The sequence below is a fragment of the Aeromonas sp. ASNIH7 genome, from assembly GCF_002903485.1.
Taxonomy (GTDB): Bacteria; Pseudomonadota; Gammaproteobacteria; order Enterobacterales; family Aeromonadaceae; genus Aeromonas; species Aeromonas caviae.
On sequence record NZ_CP026226.1, the window covers coordinates 2,834,174 to 2,850,892 of the forward strand.

The window sequence follows — 16,719 nt, forward strand, 5'->3', positions numbered from 1 at the left end:
AGTTCTGCCCGCTTCCCTGACAGCGTAAATGCATGCGCGACGTCAAAGCCCCCCTTGTCCAATGTAGGGCAGTTTGTTTCAGCTGTTTGGGTTTATAAGGAAACCAATTTTCTTTTTTGGCGATATTGGTCATGGGATTCCATCAGAGGTGAGCAAGAAAAAGATATAAAATTGGTAGATTGTCAACAGGATGTTACGGTAAGGAATACAGCCAATCCCTATAGTGGAACTTTGACAGTAGGGGCTGGTTACCCCATCAGGGGGAACTCTACCGCAACGGCAGCGTATACTGCAGATGTTACCAATGTCTATAATAATAATACAGGCATTACACTGTATTCTTCCAATTATATACGTTGGTATCACGGGCCAGGTAAACCAGTCAACCAATCAAGGCTGAGTATTGCCAAAAATGCGGTGGCTGAGTTAATTTCATCAACACCTGGTGTGGATTTTGGTTTGGCAGTTTTTAATGAGAATAGCAGTAGAAACACAAATACCAATGGTGGTCGTATTGTCCGTAATATATTAGGAAGTGAAACAATCCTGGGTAATAGTAAGACAGGTGAGCAGGACTTGCTTGATAAAGTCAATGCATTGAATGCGGATGGCAACACGCCGTTGTGCGAGACCTTACAGGAGGCCTATCAATTCTTTGGAGGGATGAGTGTTGTCTACGGTACTCAGGGGGGTAGTTTATCGCCTGCCAGAGATACATCAGCTGAAAAGTCTGATGGTACTTATAAGGCTCCTTATGACAATTGTTCGAACAATGGTTATGTTATTTACATCACCGATGGTGAGCCGACTAGTGATGGTTCCTCTGATAATACTGTGATAGGTCTTATCAACACATTATCTGATAATGACAAGCGGGCTTATGGTACAGCAGTGTCATATGGTTCAGGTAGTAGTCGTGGGTCTAGTTATTTGGCTGCACTGGCTGGCTATATGAAGCACAATGATATTAACAGTACGATGGGTGATAAGCAGACGGTAACTACCTTCACTGTTGGGTTTGGTGATGAAGCCATTACCGGAGCGGGTAATTTGCTGGCCGAGACGGCACGGCGGGGTGGAGGGCAATATTATCCGGCAACCGATGCATCTGCCTTAAGTGATGCGCTGAAAGCATCACTATTGGCAATATTGCGTATCAATGCATCACTGGTGTCACCCGCCATCGCCAGCAATAACTTTGATAGAACACGTAGTAATAACAATATTTATTACGCGATGTTTGAACCAGACGCCGGCCCTAAGTGGAAAGGCAATCTAAAAAAATTAATGCTCTCTTCTGATGGTTATGTGGTGGATGCGAGAGGATTACCGGCAATTAAACCTGATGGTGCTATTATCGATAACGCTCAAACCTTCTGGTCATCGGGCCGCGATGGCAACAAGGTGGCTGAAGGGGGAGCCCAAGAGATGCTGGCGGGGAAAAGCAATCGCAGTCTCTATGTCATCAACAATGCCCAGAACCGCCTCGATCAGCTGACCAAGGCCAATCTGGTGACGCAGGCTGGCAGTGAGGCGGCGCTCATGACCTGGATGCAGGCCAGCAGCACGACCGATTTGGATGCACTGATTAACTGGACCAAGGGGCTGGATGTCGACGATGAGGACTTTGATACCTCAACCCTGAACCGCCGCCATATCATGGGGGATCCCCTGCACTCCCGTCCGTTGGTGCTGAACTATGGCCCACAATCCGGCAGCCCGACGGATGCACCCGACTTGCGGATAGTGTTTGGAACCAATGCCGGTTTCCTTCACATGTTCAAGGACATGGGGAGCACCATAGACGAAAGCTGGGCGGCGATACCTTATGAGTTCATGGCCAATCAGAAGGCGCTGCGTCTCAATGCGGAATCAGCCGAACATATCTACGGTGTTGACTCTTCTCCGGTGGCCCTTATCAAAGATGCCAATCGCAACGGGGTGCTGAAATCCTCGGAGAGCGATTTTGTCTGGGTATTCACCGGCTTGAGGAGCGGCGGCAAAGCCTATTATGCATTCAACGTTTCCAGCCCGGATACGCCGACACTGAAATGGCGTCTGAACAGTCTGACGACTGGTTTTGGTGAGCTGGGGCTGACCTGGTCGGTGCCGGAAGTCGCGTTTGTGCCGGGAGTCAGTGATCCCGTGCTTATTTTTGCTGGCGGTTATGACGTGAACAAGAGCGTGCTGGGATTGGGAACCAGTGACAGCATGGGCAGAGGTATCTACATCGTCAATGCCGATACAGGGGCGCTGATATTCAGTGCGACCCCAGCAGCGACTTCAACCAGCAACCTCAGGGTCACGGAGATGACCGACAGCATGCCCGGATCGGTAGCTACGCTTGACAGCGATGGTGATGGCAAAGTCGATCGCATCTATGTGGGTGATACGGGGGGCAATATCTGGCGCATGGATCTCCCTGGCACCAACAAATCTGACTGGCGCGTCTTCAAATTTGCCAGCCTGGGGTCGGATGTCACTCAAGCCGATGATCGCCGTTTCTTCACCCAGCCTATCGTGGTGCGTACCATCAACAAGCAGGTCACTCGCACCGTTGTGGGAGGGAATGTGGTCTATTCCTATCAGGATCGTCCCTTTGATGCAGTGCTGATTGGGAGTGGAGACCGCAATCGCCCCTCATCGGAAGCGACTGTCCGCAATGGCTATTTCATGTTGCGTGACTATGATGTCATGCCGCGTGCCACGAATGCGACGGCCAGAGACCCTATCCTGGTATCAGACCTCTACGATGTGACCAATGATCCTTTGTCGGTCCAGACGACAGTCGAAGGCACGCTGGCAATCAAGGCGGGTATTACCAGTGCCAAGGGTTGGGTCAACTGGTTGAACGCGAGGGGAGAGAAGTCTCTGGGGGCCGGGGTGGTCTTGCAGGGCAAGCTCTATTTCACCTCCTTCCTGCCTCAGGTGCAATCGTTCCAGCAATGCACCATTCAGTCTATAGGCGCGGCGCGTCAGTATATGGTGGACATGCACTATGGCAGCTCCTTCCGCTATGTGGTCGATCTCGATGGCAATGAAACTCCAGAACGCTACGTTGAAGTGCAAAACAAGGTGGCAGACGATCTGGTGGTACATGCCGGGGATGATGCCAAAATCCGCATCCTGGGGGGCGGCACCGGGGAAGAGGTCATCCTAAAAGACGAAGGCAATGGTGAGCCTGAGCGGTGTACCAGTGGCGGTGAGTGCGCCCAGGGGGCGGAAGAGGCTGAAATGGACATGTCGCCCAAGAAAATTTACCTCTACGAAGGAGAGGCACAATGAAAACACGCAGCGGGGTGTTGGGTTTGTGCCTCTTGTTATCCGGGTCCGTCTTGGCAGATGACATAAAATGTTATGTCGAGCTGGTTAACGGCCAGAAGGTTGTCCTGCACGGTACTGTGGCAGACAACACGCCAAAGGCGGTGCAGGATAAATTCAAACAAAGAGGATACGAGGTGGATGGTGCGGTACAGCCTGTGAAGAAAATCCTGGAATGCCGCACTGCGGAGGAAAATTTCCAGTCAAAAGAGGGTCAGCAACAGGATGCCCGTCAACTGCGATAGCGAAGGACTTCATTCAGAGGCAGATATTTGCCTGGGTAGATTGGGTGGTGCGGCCGGAGGGAGAGATGACCAGATTTATCTGGGCATTTCCTGAACGACACAGCGTGATGGTGGCATTGGTACCCAGGCTGGTGCCATCAGGGCTGAAGGTAGTGGAAGTTCGATTGTTTGCAGCAGTCAGCGAGTCAGATAGCTGAGGGCTTCTTGCCAGGATCTGCTCACCGTTATTGAAAATGTCATTGCCATTACCGTCGACGAACACGAGGAATTGGGTCGGATTGGCGGTGACACAATTGTCACTGGCATTGGCAAGGCACACAGTGACAGATTGCTGGTTGTCGATGGCTTGGCTACGAGCAAAACGCAGATATTTCAAGAGTGTGCGAGATTCAAATTTCAAGGCATTCTCATTGAGCAGGCTCGACATGGCCGGTGCACCAATACCAAGCAAGATGACCCCCAGACTGACGGCGATCATCAGTTCCAGCAGGGTGAATCCTTTCTCGTCCTTGATCATGTCAATATCTCCCTCGATTAGTTACATCTTATCTCCAGACAGCCAGAACACCAGCGCAAAGCCCAAGTGTTGAGCTGGCACAGCCAGCGCCTTTTCTTTATCATTCCCCATCATTTTCGAATTCAAGATGCATCGCCATGGCAAAAGCCCTCTCTCTGATGCTTGCCCAGTTAAATCTGACGGTAGGCGCCATCGAAGATAACTGTGACAAGGTACTGGCGGCAGCAGCCCAGGCCGATCAGCAAGGGGCCGATCTGCTGGTTTGCTCCGAGCTGGCCCTGACAGGATACCCGCCTGAGGATCTGCTGCTGCGCGCCGACCTGATGGTCCGGGTCGAGGCCGCTCTGTCCCGCATCGCGGCATGGCAGGGCCAATGTGCCATTCTGGTGGGCCACCCTTGGCGCGAAGAGGGGGCGCTTTACAATACGGCGTCTCTCTATGAGCGCGGGCAACTGCGGGCACGTTATTTCAAACAGGACTTGCCCAACTACGGGGTGTTCGACGAGAAGCGCTACTTCACTGCGGCGACCGATACCTGTGTGGTGCCGTTCCGTGGCCATCAGCTGGGTTTGCTCATCTGCGAAGATCTCTGGCAGCCGGGTCCGGCGCTGGCCGCCAAGGCGGCGGGGGCCGAGCTGCTGCTCACCATCAATGCCTCTCCTTATGATCAGGAAAAACCCTGGATCCGCCGCGAGCTGATGGCGGAACGCTGCGATCAGACCGGCCTGCCGCTCATCTACCTCAACCAGGTATGCGGCCAGGACGAGCTGATCTTCGACGGCTGCTCCAAGGTGTTCAACAGCCAGGGCGAGCTGACCCACAAGCTGGCTCCGTTTGCCGAAGAGCTGGCGCTGGTGCGCTTTGCCGATGGTCAGCCGGTGAAGGAGCGGGAACCCGCCGCACCGCTGGAGCCGTTGGCCGAGACCTATCAGGCCCTGGTGCTGGCGGTGCGCGACTATGTCACCAAGAACGGTTTTCACGGCGCCGTGCTGGGTCTCTCCGGCGGCATCGACTCGGCGCTGACCCTGGCCATTGCGGCCGATGCCATCGGGGCGGACAAGGTGCAGGCGGTGATGATGCCGTTCCGCTACACCGCCCAGATGAGCGTGGAGGATGCCAAGGAGCAGGCCGAGCGGATGGGGGTGGAGTTCAACATCATCTCCATCGAACCCATGTTCGAAGGCTTCATGACCCAGCTGGCACCGCTGTTTGAAGGGACTGCCCGCGACACCACCGAAGAGAACCTGCAGGCCCGCTGCCGCGGCGTGCTCTTGATGGCGCTGTCCAACAAGCGCCGCCGTATCGTGCTGACCACTGGCAACAAGAGCGAGATGGCCGTGGGATATGCCACGCTGTATGGCGATATGGCGGGTGGCTTTGATGTGCTCAAGGATGTCCCCAAGACCCTGGTCTTCAAGTTGTGCGAATATCGCAACAGCGTGGAGTACGTGATCCCGCAGCGGGTCATCGATCGTCCCCCGTCGGCCGAACTGGCACCGGATCAGGTGGACCAGGACAGCCTACCCCCCTATGACATTCTGGATGCCATCCTCAAGCGCTACGTGGAAGAGGATGCGTCTGTCGCCGACATGGTGGCGGAAGGTTTCGAAGAGGCGGTGGTACGCAAGGTGATCCGCCTGGTGGATCTCAACGAATACAAGCGCCGTCAGGCCGCCGTCGGCCCTCGCATCACGGCTCGCAACTTTGGTAAGGACCGCCGTTATCCCATCACGTCCGGGTTCGGCAAACAGAACTGGTAAGGAGTCACCATGAAGAAGATTGAAGCCATCATCAAACCGTTCAAGCTGGACGATGTACGCGAGGCCCTGGCCGAGATCGGCATCAACGGCATGACAGTGTCCGAGGTCAAGGGGTTCGGCCGCCAGAAGGGCCATACCGAGCTCTATCGCGGTGCCGAGTACATGGTCGACTTCCTGCCCAAGGTCAAGGTGGAGCTGGTGGTGCAGGACGAGGATCTCGATGCCTGCCTGGAAGCCATCCAGAACACAGCGCGTACCGGCAAGATCGGTGATGGCAAGATCTTCGTCTGCGAGGTGGAGCGCGTCATTCGTATTCGTACTGGTGAAGAGAACGAAGACGCGATCTGATGTGGTGGATGTGCCCTGTGATGAACAGCAAGAGTCTGTTGCCCTGATGTCGTTGTACCGTATCGGGGTCGTGGCGGCGTGCTTGATGGCGATCACCGCGTGCAGTACCCGGCCGCCGGCACAGCCGGAAAACCTGTGCCAGATCTTTCGGGAGAAACCCGAGTGGCACGAGGCGGCGCTCAAGATGAACGAGAAGTGGGGGACACCTGTCCAGGTAGTGATGGCCATGATGTACCAGGAGTCCTCCTTCGTGCATGATGCCCAGCCGCCGATGCAGTATTTCCTCTTCATCCCCACCGGGCGGGCCAGTTCAGCCTACGGCTATGCCCAGGTGAAAGACGAAACCTGGGCCGACTACCAGCGGGAAACCGGCAACGGCTGGAGCGATCGCGACGACTTTGCCGACGCCATCGATTTCATGGGCTGGTACACTCACAAGGCACAGCGGCTCAACGGCACGTCCAAGTGGGATGCCTATGGCCAGTATCTCAATTATCACGAAGGCTGGGGGGGCTACCGACGTGGCAGCTACCGCAGCAAGGGATGGCTGATGAAGGTCTCCCGCAAGGTGGAGGCCCGTGCCCAGCGCTACGGTGCCCAGTATCGACAATGCAAGGATCAGCTCTCCAGCGGGGGCTGGTTCTGGTAACCAAATCAGGAGTCAGAAATGCCGTTATTGGACAGTTTTACCGTCGACCATACCCGCATGGCCGCCCCGGCAGTGCGGGTGGCGAAGACCATGCAGACCCCGAACAAGGACACCATCACCGTGTTCGACCTGCGTTTCTGCGTGCCGAACGAGGAGATCCTCTCCGAGCGCGGCATCCATACTCTGGAGCATCTGTTTGCCGGCTTCATGCGTGATCATCTCAATGGGAATGGGGTGGAGATCATCGACATCTCTCCCATGGGTTGCCGCACCGGCTTCTACATGAGCCTGATCGGTGCGCCGGATGAAGCCCGTGTTGGCGCTGCCTGGCAGGCCGCCATGAGCGACGTGCTGACCGTGCAGGATCAGGGTAAGATCCCCGAGCTGAACGAATACCAGTGCGGTACTTACAGCATGCATTCGCTGGAAGAGGCCCATGCCATCGCCCGCCATGTGCTGGAGCGCGGTATCGGTGTCAACCACAATGACGAGCTGGCCCTGCCGGAAGAGAAGCTGAAAAGCCTCTGATCCCGAGAAGGGAAGCATGAAAAAGGCCGGTCAATGACCGGCCTTTTTGCATCTGGTGGGATCAGGAAGGCAGTGGCATCACCCGATTGCGTCCCAGCTCCTTGGCCTTGTAGAGCAGCTTGTCGGTACGCTCGATCAGGGTGTCTGCCGTCTCCTGGGGGATGTATTCCCCCACGCCGAACGAGGCGGTGATGTGATCGATGCGTCGCCCGGATTTGCGATCCAGAATCGACATCCGCTCGATGACGCGACGCAGGCTCTCGGCCATCTGGCGGGTCAGCGCCAGGGCGCGGTTTGGCACCAAGAGGGCAAATTCCTCACCCCCCAGGCGATAGGCGGTTATGCCCTCCTTGCTGGCCTCTCGCAGCCGCTTGCCGACGATGCGCAGCACCTGGTCCCCCAGCAGATGTCCGTATTCGTCGTTGAAGTTCTTGAAGCGATCGATATCGGTCAGGATCAGGGAGAAGGGCTGCTTGCTGCGAATGAGGCTGTCCATCTCGAGATCGAAGGCGCGTCGATTGAGCAGAGACGTGAGCGGGTCCTCGGTGGCCAGCTTCCTCGTCTCGTTCAGGGCCTGTTTCAGCTCCTTGATCTCTTTCTCGGCGCTGCTGAGCTGGTTGCGAAAGTGGAGGGTGGACATGCGTACGTCACGCGACTCGCGCACGAGATCCCGCAGGATCCCCATGGTGTCTTCCAGGCTGAGTCCCTCGTCGTCTATCTTGCTCAGCTTGTCGAAACTCTTGTCGAGCATCTCCTGAAACAGCCCGGTATCGGAGATGGCATCCTGCATCGAGTGACTCAGCTCGCTGGCCATGGCCGCCAGGTTGAGTTTCATCGCCTCGATCTGCTGCTCGTCCTGAGCCGCAAGGTGCTGGTGGTAGAGACGCTCACAGGTGGTCAGGGAGAAGGTTCCCTGCTGTTTTATCGCCTGATCGACGGCATGGTTGAGTTCGGGCATGTCGCCGGAGACATAGCTGTACCAAAGGTGATAGTTGTTCGGCGTGGTGGGAATTTGATACTTGATCATCAGGGGAACCGCCTGTTTCAAATAGGCGGCAGATTGGGCGAACGAGTCCTTGCTCATGAGTTCCGAGTCTCACATACCTGCAAACTGTGTCCAGTATGACAGAGAGAATGGCCAAAAGGCAGTCGATGGATGCCATTAGCTCCCCCCTCCGATATAATGTCTGCGTTATTACCTACCCTAAGGCCTGCTTATGTCTCAAAAAGATCCTTTCCTCCAACGCGAGGCCGAAAAATACGAAAACCCCATCGCCAGTCGCGAGATGCTGCTGGAGCTCATCAAGGGCCATGAGAAACCCATGTCCCGGGAAGAGCTGGCCAAGGTCCTCAAGCTGACCGATGAAGAGCCGTTGGAAGCCTTGCGACGTCGTCTGCGCGCCATGGAGCGCGACGGGCAGCTCGTGTTCACCCGCAACCAATGTTACGCCCTGCCGGATCGCCTGAATCTGGTCAAAGGCTATGTGCTTGGCCACAAAGATGGATTCGGTTTTCTGCGCCCCGAGGGTGGTGGAGCGGATCTCTTCCTGAACAACCGCGAGATGCAGCGCCTGATGCATGGCGACTATGCCCTGGTGCAGCCGACCGAGATCGATCGCAAGGGTCGTCAGGAAGCGCGTCTGGTGCGCCTGCTCAAATCCCGGGAGGCGGACATCGTCGGTCGTTACTTCGTCGAGAACGGCGTCGGTTTCGTGGTACCCGATGACAGCCGCATCGGCCAGGACATCATCATCCCGGAAGGGGAGAACAAGGGGGCTCGCCAGAGCCAGGTCGTAGTCGTGCGCATCAACCAGCGCGCCACTGCCCGCTTCAATGCGGTCGGTACCGTCTTGGAAGTCCTGGGTGAGAACATGGCGCCCGGCATGGAGATCGAGATCGCCCTGCGTACCCACGGCATTCCGCACACCTGGCCGGAAGAGGTGACCAAAGAGGTCGCCGGTCTCGGTGAGCAGGTGCCGGAGAAGGCCAAAGAGGGTCGCATCGACCTGCGCGCCCTGCCGCTGGTGACCATCGACGGGGAAGACGCCCGCGACTTCGATGACGCTGTCTTCTGTGAAGCCAAGCGCGGTGGCGGCTGGCGCCTGTGGGTCGCCATCGCCGACGTCTCCGCCTACGTGAAGCCGGGCACCGCCCTCGACACCGAAGCCTATCAGCGCGGCAACTCGGTCTACTTCCCCGAGTTCGTGGTGCCTATGCTGCCGGAGGTGCTCTCCAACGGTCTGTGTTCCCTGAACCCGCAGGTCGACCGGCTCTGCATGGTGTGCGAGATGACCATCTCCGCCGCCGGCCGCATGTCCGGCTACAAGTTCTACGAAGCGGTAATGAACTCCCACGCTCGCCTGACCTACACCAAGGTAGCGGCGATCCTGGACGGGGATCCCAAGCTGCGTCAGCAGTATGATCCGCTGGTGGGCCACATCGAGGAGCTGAGCAACCTCTACAAGGCGCTCAAGCATGCTCGCCATCAACGCGGTGCGGTGGAGTTCGAAAGCGAGGAGACCCGCTTCATCTTCAACGCCCAGCGCAAGATCGACCGTATCGTACCGCTGGTGCGCAATGACGCCCACAAGATCATCGAAGAGTGCATGATCCAGGCGAACGTGGCGGCCGCCCGCTACATCGAGAAGAACGAGGCCGCCGCCCTGTTCCGGGTGCACGACCGCCCGGGCGAGGAGCGTCTCACCGGTTTCCGCGACTTCCTGGCCGAGCTGGGTCTGGAGCTCAAGGGGGGCCTGGAGCCCGAGCCGAAGGACTTTGCCGACCTGGCCGCCAAATTCGAAGGGCGCCCGGATGCGGAATTGCTCTCCACCATGCTGCTGCGCTCCATGCGTCAGGCCATCTATCAGGCCGACAACATCGGTCACTTCGGCTTGGCCCTGAAGTCCTACGCTCACTTCACCTCGCCAATCCGTCGCTACCCGGATCTCATCCTGCACCGGGCGATCAAGTATCAGACCGCCAAGGAGCAGCAGGGCAACCTGCGCCACAAGTGGACGCCGAGCGGTGGCTACCACTACCAGCTGGAAGAAGTGGACCCCATGGGCGAGCACTGCTCCATGACGGAGCGCCGTGCTGATGACGCCACTCGCGACGTGGCAGACTGGCTCAAGTGTGAGTACATGCTGGATCACGTGGGTGACGAGTTTGACGGCGTCATCGCCAGCGTCACCGGTTTTGGCTTCTTCGTGCGTCTGGCGGAGATCCACATCGACGGTCTGGTGCACGTCAGCACCCTCACCAACGACTACTACCAGTTCGACCCCCTGCACCAGCAGCTGATCGGCGAGAACTTCCGCCGCCGCTACCGTCTGGGCGACAAGGTGCGGGTCAAGGTGATGGGCGTCAATCTGGATGATCGCAAGATCGACTTCGTGATGGTGGAAGAGCCCCTCAAGGCCACCGGCAAGAACGCCAAGGAGATGGCGCGCAAGCAGGCCGAGATCAAGAAAGAGAAGGCCAAGAGCGCCCAGCGCCACGAGAAACGCAAAGAGGGCAAGGAGAGCGGCAAATCCGACAAGGGTGGCCGTGCCAAGCCCAGCAACAGACGACCGAGCAAAAAGGCTCGCGACAAGGCCAAGAGCACTAAATGAGTACTGAACTGATCTACGGCATTCACGCCGTCTCCGCGCTGCTGGAGCGCACCCCCGAGCGCTTCATCGAGGTGTGGGCTCTCAAGGGCCGCGATGACGAGCGGCTGCATCCCCTGCTGGCCGAGCTGGAGTCCCTCGGCATCAGGGTGCAGAGCGTGAACCGCAAGACGCTGGATGACAAGGCGGAAGGCAACAATCACCAGGGCATCATGGCCAAGGTGATTGAAGCGCCCAAGCTGGCCGAGCACGACCTGGCCAGCCTGCTGGACGGTCTGGCGGCGCAAGAGACAGCGCCCTTCCTGCTGGTACTGGACGGGGTGACCGATCCGCACAACCTCGGCGCCTGTCTGCGCAGTGCCGATGCGGCCGGGGTGCATGCGGTGATCGTGCCGCGGGACAAGGCCACCGGCCTCACGTCCGTGGTGCGCAAGGTCGCCTGTGGCGCCGCCGAAGTGGTGCCGCTCATCCAGGTCACCAACCTGGCCCGCAGCCTGCGCGAGCTGCAGGAGCGCGGCGTCTGGATCGTGGGCACCGCCGGCGAGGCGGATCACGATCTCTATCAGGCCAAACTCACCGGCCCCATGGCGCTGGTGATGGGCGCCGAAGGCAAGGGGATGCGCCGTCTGACCCGCGAACATTGCGACGAGCTGGTGAGCATCCCGATGGCGGGGGCGGTATCCAGCCTCAACGTCTCGGTGGCGAGCGGTGTCTGCCTGTTCGAAGCCGTGCGCCAGCGCCGCGTCTGACAAGACGATGACCGACAGACCCCCCTTTGTCTGGGAACGGGTTGCAGATGAGCAGGAGGCCGAGCGCCTCCTCTCTTTTACCTGCTCCCTGACCTTGCCCCCTCGCACCTGCCTCTGGCATGCCGGTGACAGTCCGGCGCTGCTGGTCAGGGTGGAGGAGGGGTTGTTGCGGGCCAAGGTAGTGCTGGCGGATGGCCGCGAGTACATCAAGGAGTTCTATTGGGAGGGGGACGAGTTTATCGACTTCCACCACCTGCTCAGTGGTGAGCCCGCCCGCTACAGTGTGGAGGCGCTGGAGCCTTGCCGATTGCAGCTTCTTCCGCTGGCGGATCTGCGCCGACTCCCTTGCTGGCCCGCCTGGTATCACCATCTCCTTGAAGTGCAACTGCGCATCAAGGAGGAGAAAGAGCTGTTGCTGCTGACCGGGGGCCCAGAGGCGCGCTATCAGCATTTTCTGCGAAGCTTCCCCGCGCTGGATGCCAGGGTACCGGATCACCAGATTGCCGCCTATCTGGGGATCACCCCCATCAGCCTGAGCCGCATCCGCAGGCGGCTGAAAACGCGCGATCAGGGTTGAGCCAGAAGGGATTACCGATGAACTAGGGCAGAGATCGGCTCTTTTCTGGCCATGTCCGCATTGGATGAGAAGGGGGGCAACTTAACCAAGGTTAATGCCCCTCGTCGGGAGCAAGATTATGCTGTCAGACCCCATTAAACAGGAGTCATTCATGAACTGGAGTATGAAATCCTGGTCCGAGCTGACCACGGATGAATTGTATGAGCTGCTTGCCCTGCGCGCCGAGGTGTTCGTGGTGGAGCAGACCTGTCCCTTCCAGGATCTGGACGGGCTGGATCGCCGTGACGGCGTGCTGCATCTGCTCGGTCGTGAGGGGGATCACCTGGCGGCCTATGCCCGCATCATGGCACCCGGCATTGGTGATGACAGCGGCGCCGCCATCGGCCGCGTGGTCACCTCTCCCACGTCGCGGGGGGGCGGACTGGGTCACCGCCTGCTGGCGCAAGCGGTCAGAGAGTGCGAGGCACGCTGGCCTGCACACAGCATCTGGCTCGGTGCACAGGCCCACCTGCAAGGTTTTTACGGCCAGCATGGTTTCGTGGCCGAAGGGGAAGGGTATCTGGAAGATGACATCCCTCACATGGGGATGCGAAGGGAGCCTGCCTGACATCGTCAGGCGCCAGGAAAGGGGCAAGTGGCCCCTCACCCGTGGGGCATCGCATGGTTTTTTGCTACCCCGTGGCCATGTGGTCGTCAGACCGGGGTGAGATATCGCCGCACTGATCTGCCTGCGGTCTCTCTGTCGGGACACCGCCCCGGTCAGGGCGGTGCGGCATCAGGAGGGCTGGGGTGGTTCAGGGGGTGACCCGGGTGGTGAGGGTAAATCCCTCTTCACTGGAGGCCAGCGTCACCTGAACCTGGCCCAACTCGGTCAGACTGCCCACATGGGTGCCGCCACAGGGAATGGTGATCTCCCGACCCTCCAGCATGCCATGCCAGTAGCGGGAATCGATGATGGCCTCACCGGCCCGGCTGCGGCGGATCTCGCCTCCCTCTTTGAGCCAGCGCATCAGCTGCTCGTTGACCTGGAGCGCTATCCTGTCGAGGTCGGCCAGCAGTGCCTCGCTGTTAATTCCCTTTTTTCGAAGGCTCTTGCCGATCCGGTACTGCTCCTTTGATCCTCTGGGCTCGACCCGGGAGTGCTGGATGGCGAGGCGGTCGAAATCCGGCTGCCCGAGAGCGTCAAGCTCGCTTGTCTCCTTTCGCCAATAGGGCGTGAGCGCCCGATTGAGGGCCAGTGCCACCAGGTGGCAGGCGCTGTGGCCCAGGCTCAGGGCATGGCGAGCCTCGGCATCCACTGTCAGTTCCACAGGCGAGCCAATGGCAAGGTGATGGGAACCGGCGAGGGGATGCACCACCACGAAAGCCCACCCATCCGCCCCCCGCTTGACCGGAATCTCCGTATCCACGAACAGCTCGCCCTCGGGACTGATGGCGCCCATGCGGCAGGGGCCCACGGCCGCTTCCCCCCTTCCCAGCGCACAGTGCCCACGTCACCGGGTTGATCGGGCCAGAGGTGGCTCTGGGGATGAAAGGGGGTGAGGTCGGTGACCAGCAGGGTCGGATCCCCCTGTTTGCAACAGACGACGCTGGCCTGTTCCTGATGGTGGCCCAGTACGAAGCTGGCTCGGGTATGTTCCATGGCGGGCTCCCGCAACGAGATGATGAGAAGGGAAAGGGGCAGCATACGCGAAAGTGCGAAAAGGCTCATCAACCCGGGTCAATGAGCCTCAAGATGGCGTTAGAGGGTGGTGACCAGCAGATAGGCATTGAGGCCGATCACCAGGGCGACGATGAGACGCCCCACGGCCTGGGTGACGGGGTGATTGCGATGTGCCCCCATCAGGGCGCGATCACCGGTCAGGATCAGCAGCGGAATGAGAGCGAGGGCGATGCCGAAGCTCAGCACTACCTGGCTCAACACCAGGATTTCAGTGGTGTTGAGGCCCATGGCGATCACCACGAAGGCGGGGGCCATGGTGATGGCTCGGCGCAGCCAGAGCGGAATGGTGAAGCGCACGAAGCCCTGCATCACCACTTGTCCCGCCAGCGTCCCCACCACGGTGGAGGAGATACCGGAGGCGACCAGGGAGAGGCCGAACAGGGTGGCGGCTGCCGGGCCCAGCAGGGGCGTGAGGGTCTGGTAGGCCGATTCCAGCTCGGCCACCTGCTGGTTGCCGGAGCTGTGGAAGGCGGCAGCCGCCATGGCCATCATGGCCAGGTTGACGAAGCCGGCGATGGTCATGGCGATGGCCACGTCGACCCGGGTGCTGTGCAGTCGCTGGATCACCGTGCCCTGCTCCTGGGTGTGCTGGGTCAGGGCCGAGTGGAGATAGATGACATGGGGCATCACGGTGGCACCAAGCACGCCGGCGGCAAGATAGACAGCATCACCATTGGGGAGGCCGGGGAAGAGTGCCCCTTCCAGCAGATTCGGCAGGTGGGGGCGCGAGAAGATCAGCTCGACGATGTAGGCGGCGGCCACGAACAGCAGCAGGCCCCCCACCACGAACTCCAGCGGCTTCTGGCCGCGGGATTGCAGCATCAGGATCCCCCAGGTGACCACGGCGGTGATGCAGGCCCCTTCCAGCAGGGTGATGCCGAGCAGCAGTTTGAAGCCGACCGCAGCGCCGATGAACTCGGCGAGATCGGTGGCCATGGCGATGATCTCGGCCTGCACCCAATAGGCCCAGACTGCGGGCCTGGGCAGACGATCACGAATGTGTTCCGCCAGGTTCTTGCCAGTGACGATACCGAGCTTGGCCGAGAGGGTCTGCACCAGCATGGCCATCAGGTTGGCCCACACCACTACCCACAGCAGTTGATAGCCGAAGGTGGAGCCGGCCTGGATATTGGTCGCAAAATTGCCCGGGTCGATATAACCGATGGCGGCGATGAAGGCGGGGCCGAGCAGGGTCAGCTTGAATTTGCGGGCCGGGATGGCCGTGGTGAGCGCAGGTTGCATACTGTCATCCTCCGTGGGGATATGAGGAGAGTATGGATCTAAATAATAATCATTATCAATTAAAGTTTTGTATCGGGCTCATCGAGAAAAACATCTTGCTTCGCCAGTTGCAGTGGGAGAGGTGATTTCGTACAATACGCCGCCCTAGAAAGCAGCGTCTAAACATCACTATGTTCCTTGCCTCCGAGGTCTGGCTGCACCTGGGCGGAGGCTGAATTAATCCGTAAGGAGCTAAAATGCGTCATTACGAAATCGTCTTCATGGTTCATCCGGACCAGAGCGAGCAAGTACCTGGCATGATCGAGCGTTACACCGGCGCTATCACCACCGCTGGTGGTACCATTCATCGCCTGGAAGATTGGGGCCGTCGTCAACTGGCTTACCCGATCGACAAGCTGCACAAGGCTCACTACGTTCTGATGAACGTAGAAGCTGAACAGGCCGTTATCGATGAGCTGGAAACCAACTTCCGCTTCAACGATGCCGTTATCCGCAACATGATCATGCGCACCAAGCACGCCGTGACTGAAGTTTCTCCGATGGCCAAGGCCAAGGAAGAGCGCTTCACCCGTCGTGACGACGAGCGTCGCGAAGATGCTGTTGAAGCGTCTTCCGAAGAGTAATTCTTAGATCACCGCATTAGAGGATAAAGGCCATGGCACGTTATTTCCGTCGTCGTAAGTTCTGCCGCTTCACCGCCGAGAACGTTACCGAGATCGACTACAAAGATATCGTTACTCTGAAAAACTACGTCACTGAATCTGGCAAGATCGTACCGAGCCGTATCACCGGTACCCGCGCCAAGTATCAGCGTCAGCTGGCACGCGCCATCAAGCGTGCTCGTTACCTGGCTCTGCTGCCGTACACCGATCTGCACAACAAGTAAGAATCGGCCCGGCGCTTACGCCTAACTCAACGAAATTTATAGAGGAAAGGTAATGCAAGTTATCCTGCTCGATAAGATCGCCAAACTGGGCGGTCTGGGTGACCAAGTTTCCGTAAAAGCTGGTTATGCCCGTAACTACCTGATCCCGCAAGGCAAAGCTGTTATGGCCACCAAGGCCAACATCGAAGCCTTCGGTGCTCGTCGCGCTGAGCTGGAAGCCAAACTGGCTGCCAACAAGGCTGCTGCCGAAGAGCGCGCTGCCAAGCTGGGTGAGCTGGCTGCCGTTGTCATCGCCTCCAAGTCTGGCGACGAAGGCAAACTGTTCGGTTCCATCGGTACCCGTGACGTGGCTGAAGCCATCACTGCTGCCGGCGTAGCCGTTGCCAAGAGCGAAGTCCGTATGGGCAACGTTCTGCGTAACACCGGTGAGTACGAAGTTGTTGTTCAGCTGCACGCTGACGTCAAAGCAACCGTACAAATCCAGGTTGTTGCTCTGTAATAGCGTTCCGCTCTTGCAGAAAAACCCGCGCACATGCGCGGGTTTTTTATTTTCAGATCAAGGGGTA

At 58.6% G+C, this 16,719-nt stretch carries 16 protein-coding genes and 1 pseudogene; 13 read left to right on the forward strand and 4 right to left on the reverse strand.

Features of this window, described 5'->3' with window-relative positions; genetic code table 11:
- Window positions 1-54 precede the first annotated feature (54 nt).
- Window positions 55-3,285, forward strand: coding sequence for a pilus assembly protein (locus C2U47_RS13345; protein ID WP_233735816.1), 3,231 nt, complete (start codon window positions 55-57; stop codon window positions 3,283-3,285).
- The gene (locus C2U47_RS13350) at window positions 3,282-3,566 is read left to right on the forward strand and encodes a TapY2 family type IVa secretion system protein (RefSeq protein WP_041210962.1); all 285 of its coding nucleotides are present in this window, start codon (window positions 3,282-3,284) and stop codon (window positions 3,564-3,566) included. The genes C2U47_RS13345 and C2U47_RS13350 overlap by 4 nt, the downstream gene beginning before the upstream one ends.
- 13 nt (window positions 3,567-3,579) lie before the next feature.
- Here C2U47_RS13350 and C2U47_RS13355 read toward each other — a convergent pair whose 3' ends face one another.
- Window positions 3,580-4,083, reverse strand: a complete 504-nt coding sequence (locus C2U47_RS13355; protein ID WP_010673109.1) for a GspH/FimT family pseudopilin — start codon at window positions 4,081-4,083, stop codon at window positions 3,580-3,582.
- A 137-nt stretch (window positions 4,084-4,220) separates the two neighbouring features.
- Between C2U47_RS13355 and C2U47_RS13360 the strand changes: the two genes are divergently transcribed.
- The 4 genes from C2U47_RS13360 to luxS are packed head-to-tail and all read left to right on the forward strand — an operon-like array spanning window position 4,221 to window position 7,368.
- A complete protein-coding gene (locus C2U47_RS13360) occupies window positions 4,221-5,843 on the forward strand; it encodes an NAD+ synthase (RefSeq protein WP_069785379.1) in 1,623 nt (540 codons plus the stop codon).
- 9 nt (window positions 5,844-5,852) lie between these two features.
- Window positions 5,853-6,191 carry a nitrogen regulatory protein P-II gene (gene glnB, locus C2U47_RS13365; protein ID WP_005308848.1) on the forward strand — a complete coding sequence of 113 codons (339 nt, stop codon included), beginning with the start codon at window positions 5,853-5,855 and terminating at the stop codon, window positions 6,189-6,191.
- Between the two features lie 46 nt (window positions 6,192-6,237).
- A complete protein-coding gene (locus C2U47_RS13370; RefSeq protein WP_043153148.1) occupies window positions 6,238-6,840 on the forward strand; it encodes a transglycosylase SLT domain-containing protein in 603 nt (200 codons plus the stop codon).
- Window positions 6,841-6,858: 18 nt separating this feature from the next.
- Window positions 6,859-7,368 (forward strand): S-ribosylhomocysteine lyase, encoded by a 510-nt coding sequence (gene luxS, locus C2U47_RS13375; RefSeq protein ID WP_010673112.1) that lies wholly within the window; start codon window positions 6,859-6,861, stop codon window positions 7,366-7,368.
- A 61-nt stretch (window positions 7,369-7,429) separates the two neighbouring features.
- Here luxS and C2U47_RS13380 read toward each other — a convergent pair whose 3' ends face one another.
- Window positions 7,430-8,452, reverse strand: coding sequence for a GGDEF domain-containing protein (locus tag C2U47_RS13380; protein ID WP_010673113.1), 1,023 nt, complete (start codon window positions 8,450-8,452; stop codon window positions 7,430-7,432).
- A 133-nt stretch (window positions 8,453-8,585) separates the two neighbouring features.
- Here C2U47_RS13380 and rnr point away from each other — a divergent pair, with 133 nt between their 5' ends.
- The 4 genes from rnr (at window position 8,586) to C2U47_RS13400 (ending at window position 12,909) form a co-directional block, all read left to right on the forward strand.
- A complete protein-coding gene (gene rnr / locus C2U47_RS13385) occupies window positions 8,586-10,979 on the forward strand; it encodes a ribonuclease R (protein WP_010673114.1) in 2,394 nt (797 codons plus the stop codon).
- Window positions 10,976-11,725: a 23S rRNA (guanosine(2251)-2'-O)-methyltransferase RlmB gene (gene rlmB, locus C2U47_RS13390; RefSeq protein ID WP_041214488.1), complete on the forward strand. Its 750-nt coding sequence runs from the start codon at window positions 10,976-10,978 to the stop codon at window positions 11,723-11,725. Before rnr ends, rlmB begins: the two co-directional genes overlap by 4 nt.
- 7 nt (window positions 11,726-11,732) lie before the next feature.
- On the forward strand, window positions 11,733-12,302 hold the full coding sequence (locus C2U47_RS13395) for a Crp/Fnr family transcriptional regulator (RefSeq protein ID WP_103261688.1): 570 nt from the start codon (window positions 11,733-11,735) through the stop codon (window positions 12,300-12,302).
- 151 nt (window positions 12,303-12,453) lie between these two features.
- A complete protein-coding gene (locus C2U47_RS13400) occupies window positions 12,454-12,909 on the forward strand; it encodes a GNAT family N-acetyltransferase (protein ID WP_049636452.1) in 456 nt (151 codons plus the stop codon).
- Between the two features lie 187 nt (window positions 12,910-13,096).
- Here the strand turns inward: C2U47_RS13400 and C2U47_RS13405 are convergent.
- Together C2U47_RS13405 and C2U47_RS13410 are read right to left on the reverse strand one after the other, a co-directional pair.
- Window positions 13,097-13,944: pseudogene (locus C2U47_RS13405) on the reverse strand (hypothetical protein).
- A 99-nt stretch (window positions 13,945-14,043) separates the two neighbouring features.
- Window positions 14,044-15,267: an Nramp family divalent metal transporter gene (locus C2U47_RS13410; protein WP_103261689.1), complete on the reverse strand. Its 1,224-nt coding sequence runs from the start codon at window positions 15,265-15,267 to the stop codon at window positions 14,044-14,046.
- Between the two features lie 236 nt (window positions 15,268-15,503).
- Between C2U47_RS13410 and rpsF the strand changes: the two genes are divergently transcribed.
- The 3 genes from rpsF to rplI are packed head-to-tail and all read left to right on the forward strand — an operon-like array spanning window position 15,504 to window position 16,652.
- Window positions 15,504-15,890: a 30S ribosomal protein S6 gene (gene rpsF / locus C2U47_RS13415; protein ID WP_005331771.1), complete on the forward strand. Its 387-nt coding sequence runs from the start codon at window positions 15,504-15,506 to the stop codon at window positions 15,888-15,890.
- Between the two features lie 32 nt (window positions 15,891-15,922).
- Window positions 15,923-16,153: a 30S ribosomal protein S18 gene (gene rpsR, locus C2U47_RS13420; RefSeq protein ID WP_005313392.1), complete on the forward strand. Its 231-nt coding sequence runs from the start codon at window positions 15,923-15,925 to the stop codon at window positions 16,151-16,153.
- Between the two features lie 52 nt (window positions 16,154-16,205).
- Entirely contained in the window at window positions 16,206-16,652 is a 447-nt protein-coding gene (gene rplI / locus C2U47_RS13425) for a 50S ribosomal protein L9 (protein WP_010673120.1), read from the forward strand.
- Window positions 16,653-16,719 lie beyond the last annotated feature (67 nt).

Bases quoted from the DNA above. Each gene is read 5' to 3' on its own strand.
- C2U47_RS13350 (WP_041210962.1), top strand. From the start codon at position 3,282: ATGAAAACACGCAGCGGGGTGTTGGGTTTGTGCCTCTTGTTATCCGGG.
- C2U47_RS13355 (WP_010673109.1), bottom strand. From the start codon at position 4,083: ATGATCAAGGACGAGAAAGGATTCACCCTGCTGGAACTGATGATCGCC.
- C2U47_RS13360 (WP_069785379.1), top strand. From the start codon at position 4,221: ATGGCAAAAGCCCTCTCTCTGATGCTTGCCCAGTTAAATCTGACGGTA.
- glnB (WP_005308848.1), top strand. From the start codon at position 5,853: ATGAAGAAGATTGAAGCCATCATCAAACCGTTCAAGCTGGACGATGTA.
- C2U47_RS13370 (WP_043153148.1), top strand. From the start codon at position 6,238: ATGTCGTTGTACCGTATCGGGGTCGTGGCGGCGTGCTTGATGGCGATC.
- luxS (WP_010673112.1), top strand. From the start codon at position 6,859: ATGCCGTTATTGGACAGTTTTACCGTCGACCATACCCGCATGGCCGCC.
- C2U47_RS13380 (WP_010673113.1), bottom strand. From the start codon at position 8,452: ATGAGCAAGGACTCGTTCGCCCAATCTGCCGCCTATTTGAAACAGGCG.
- rnr (WP_010673114.1), top strand. From the start codon at position 8,586: ATGTCTCAAAAAGATCCTTTCCTCCAACGCGAGGCCGAAAAATACGAA.
- rlmB (WP_041214488.1), top strand. From the start codon at position 10,976: ATGAGTACTGAACTGATCTACGGCATTCACGCCGTCTCCGCGCTGCTG.
- C2U47_RS13395 (WP_103261688.1), top strand. From the start codon at position 11,733: ATGACCGACAGACCCCCCTTTGTCTGGGAACGGGTTGCAGATGAGCAG.
- C2U47_RS13400 (WP_049636452.1), top strand. From the start codon at position 12,454: ATGAACTGGAGTATGAAATCCTGGTCCGAGCTGACCACGGATGAATTG.
- C2U47_RS13410 (WP_103261689.1), bottom strand. From the start codon at position 15,267: ATGCAACCTGCGCTCACCACGGCCATCCCGGCCCGCAAATTCAAGCTG.
- rpsF (WP_005331771.1), top strand. From the start codon at position 15,504: ATGCGTCATTACGAAATCGTCTTCATGGTTCATCCGGACCAGAGCGAG.
- rpsR (WP_005313392.1), top strand. From the start codon at position 15,923: ATGGCACGTTATTTCCGTCGTCGTAAGTTCTGCCGCTTCACCGCCGAG.
- rplI (WP_010673120.1), top strand. From the start codon at position 16,206: ATGCAAGTTATCCTGCTCGATAAGATCGCCAAACTGGGCGGTCTGGGT.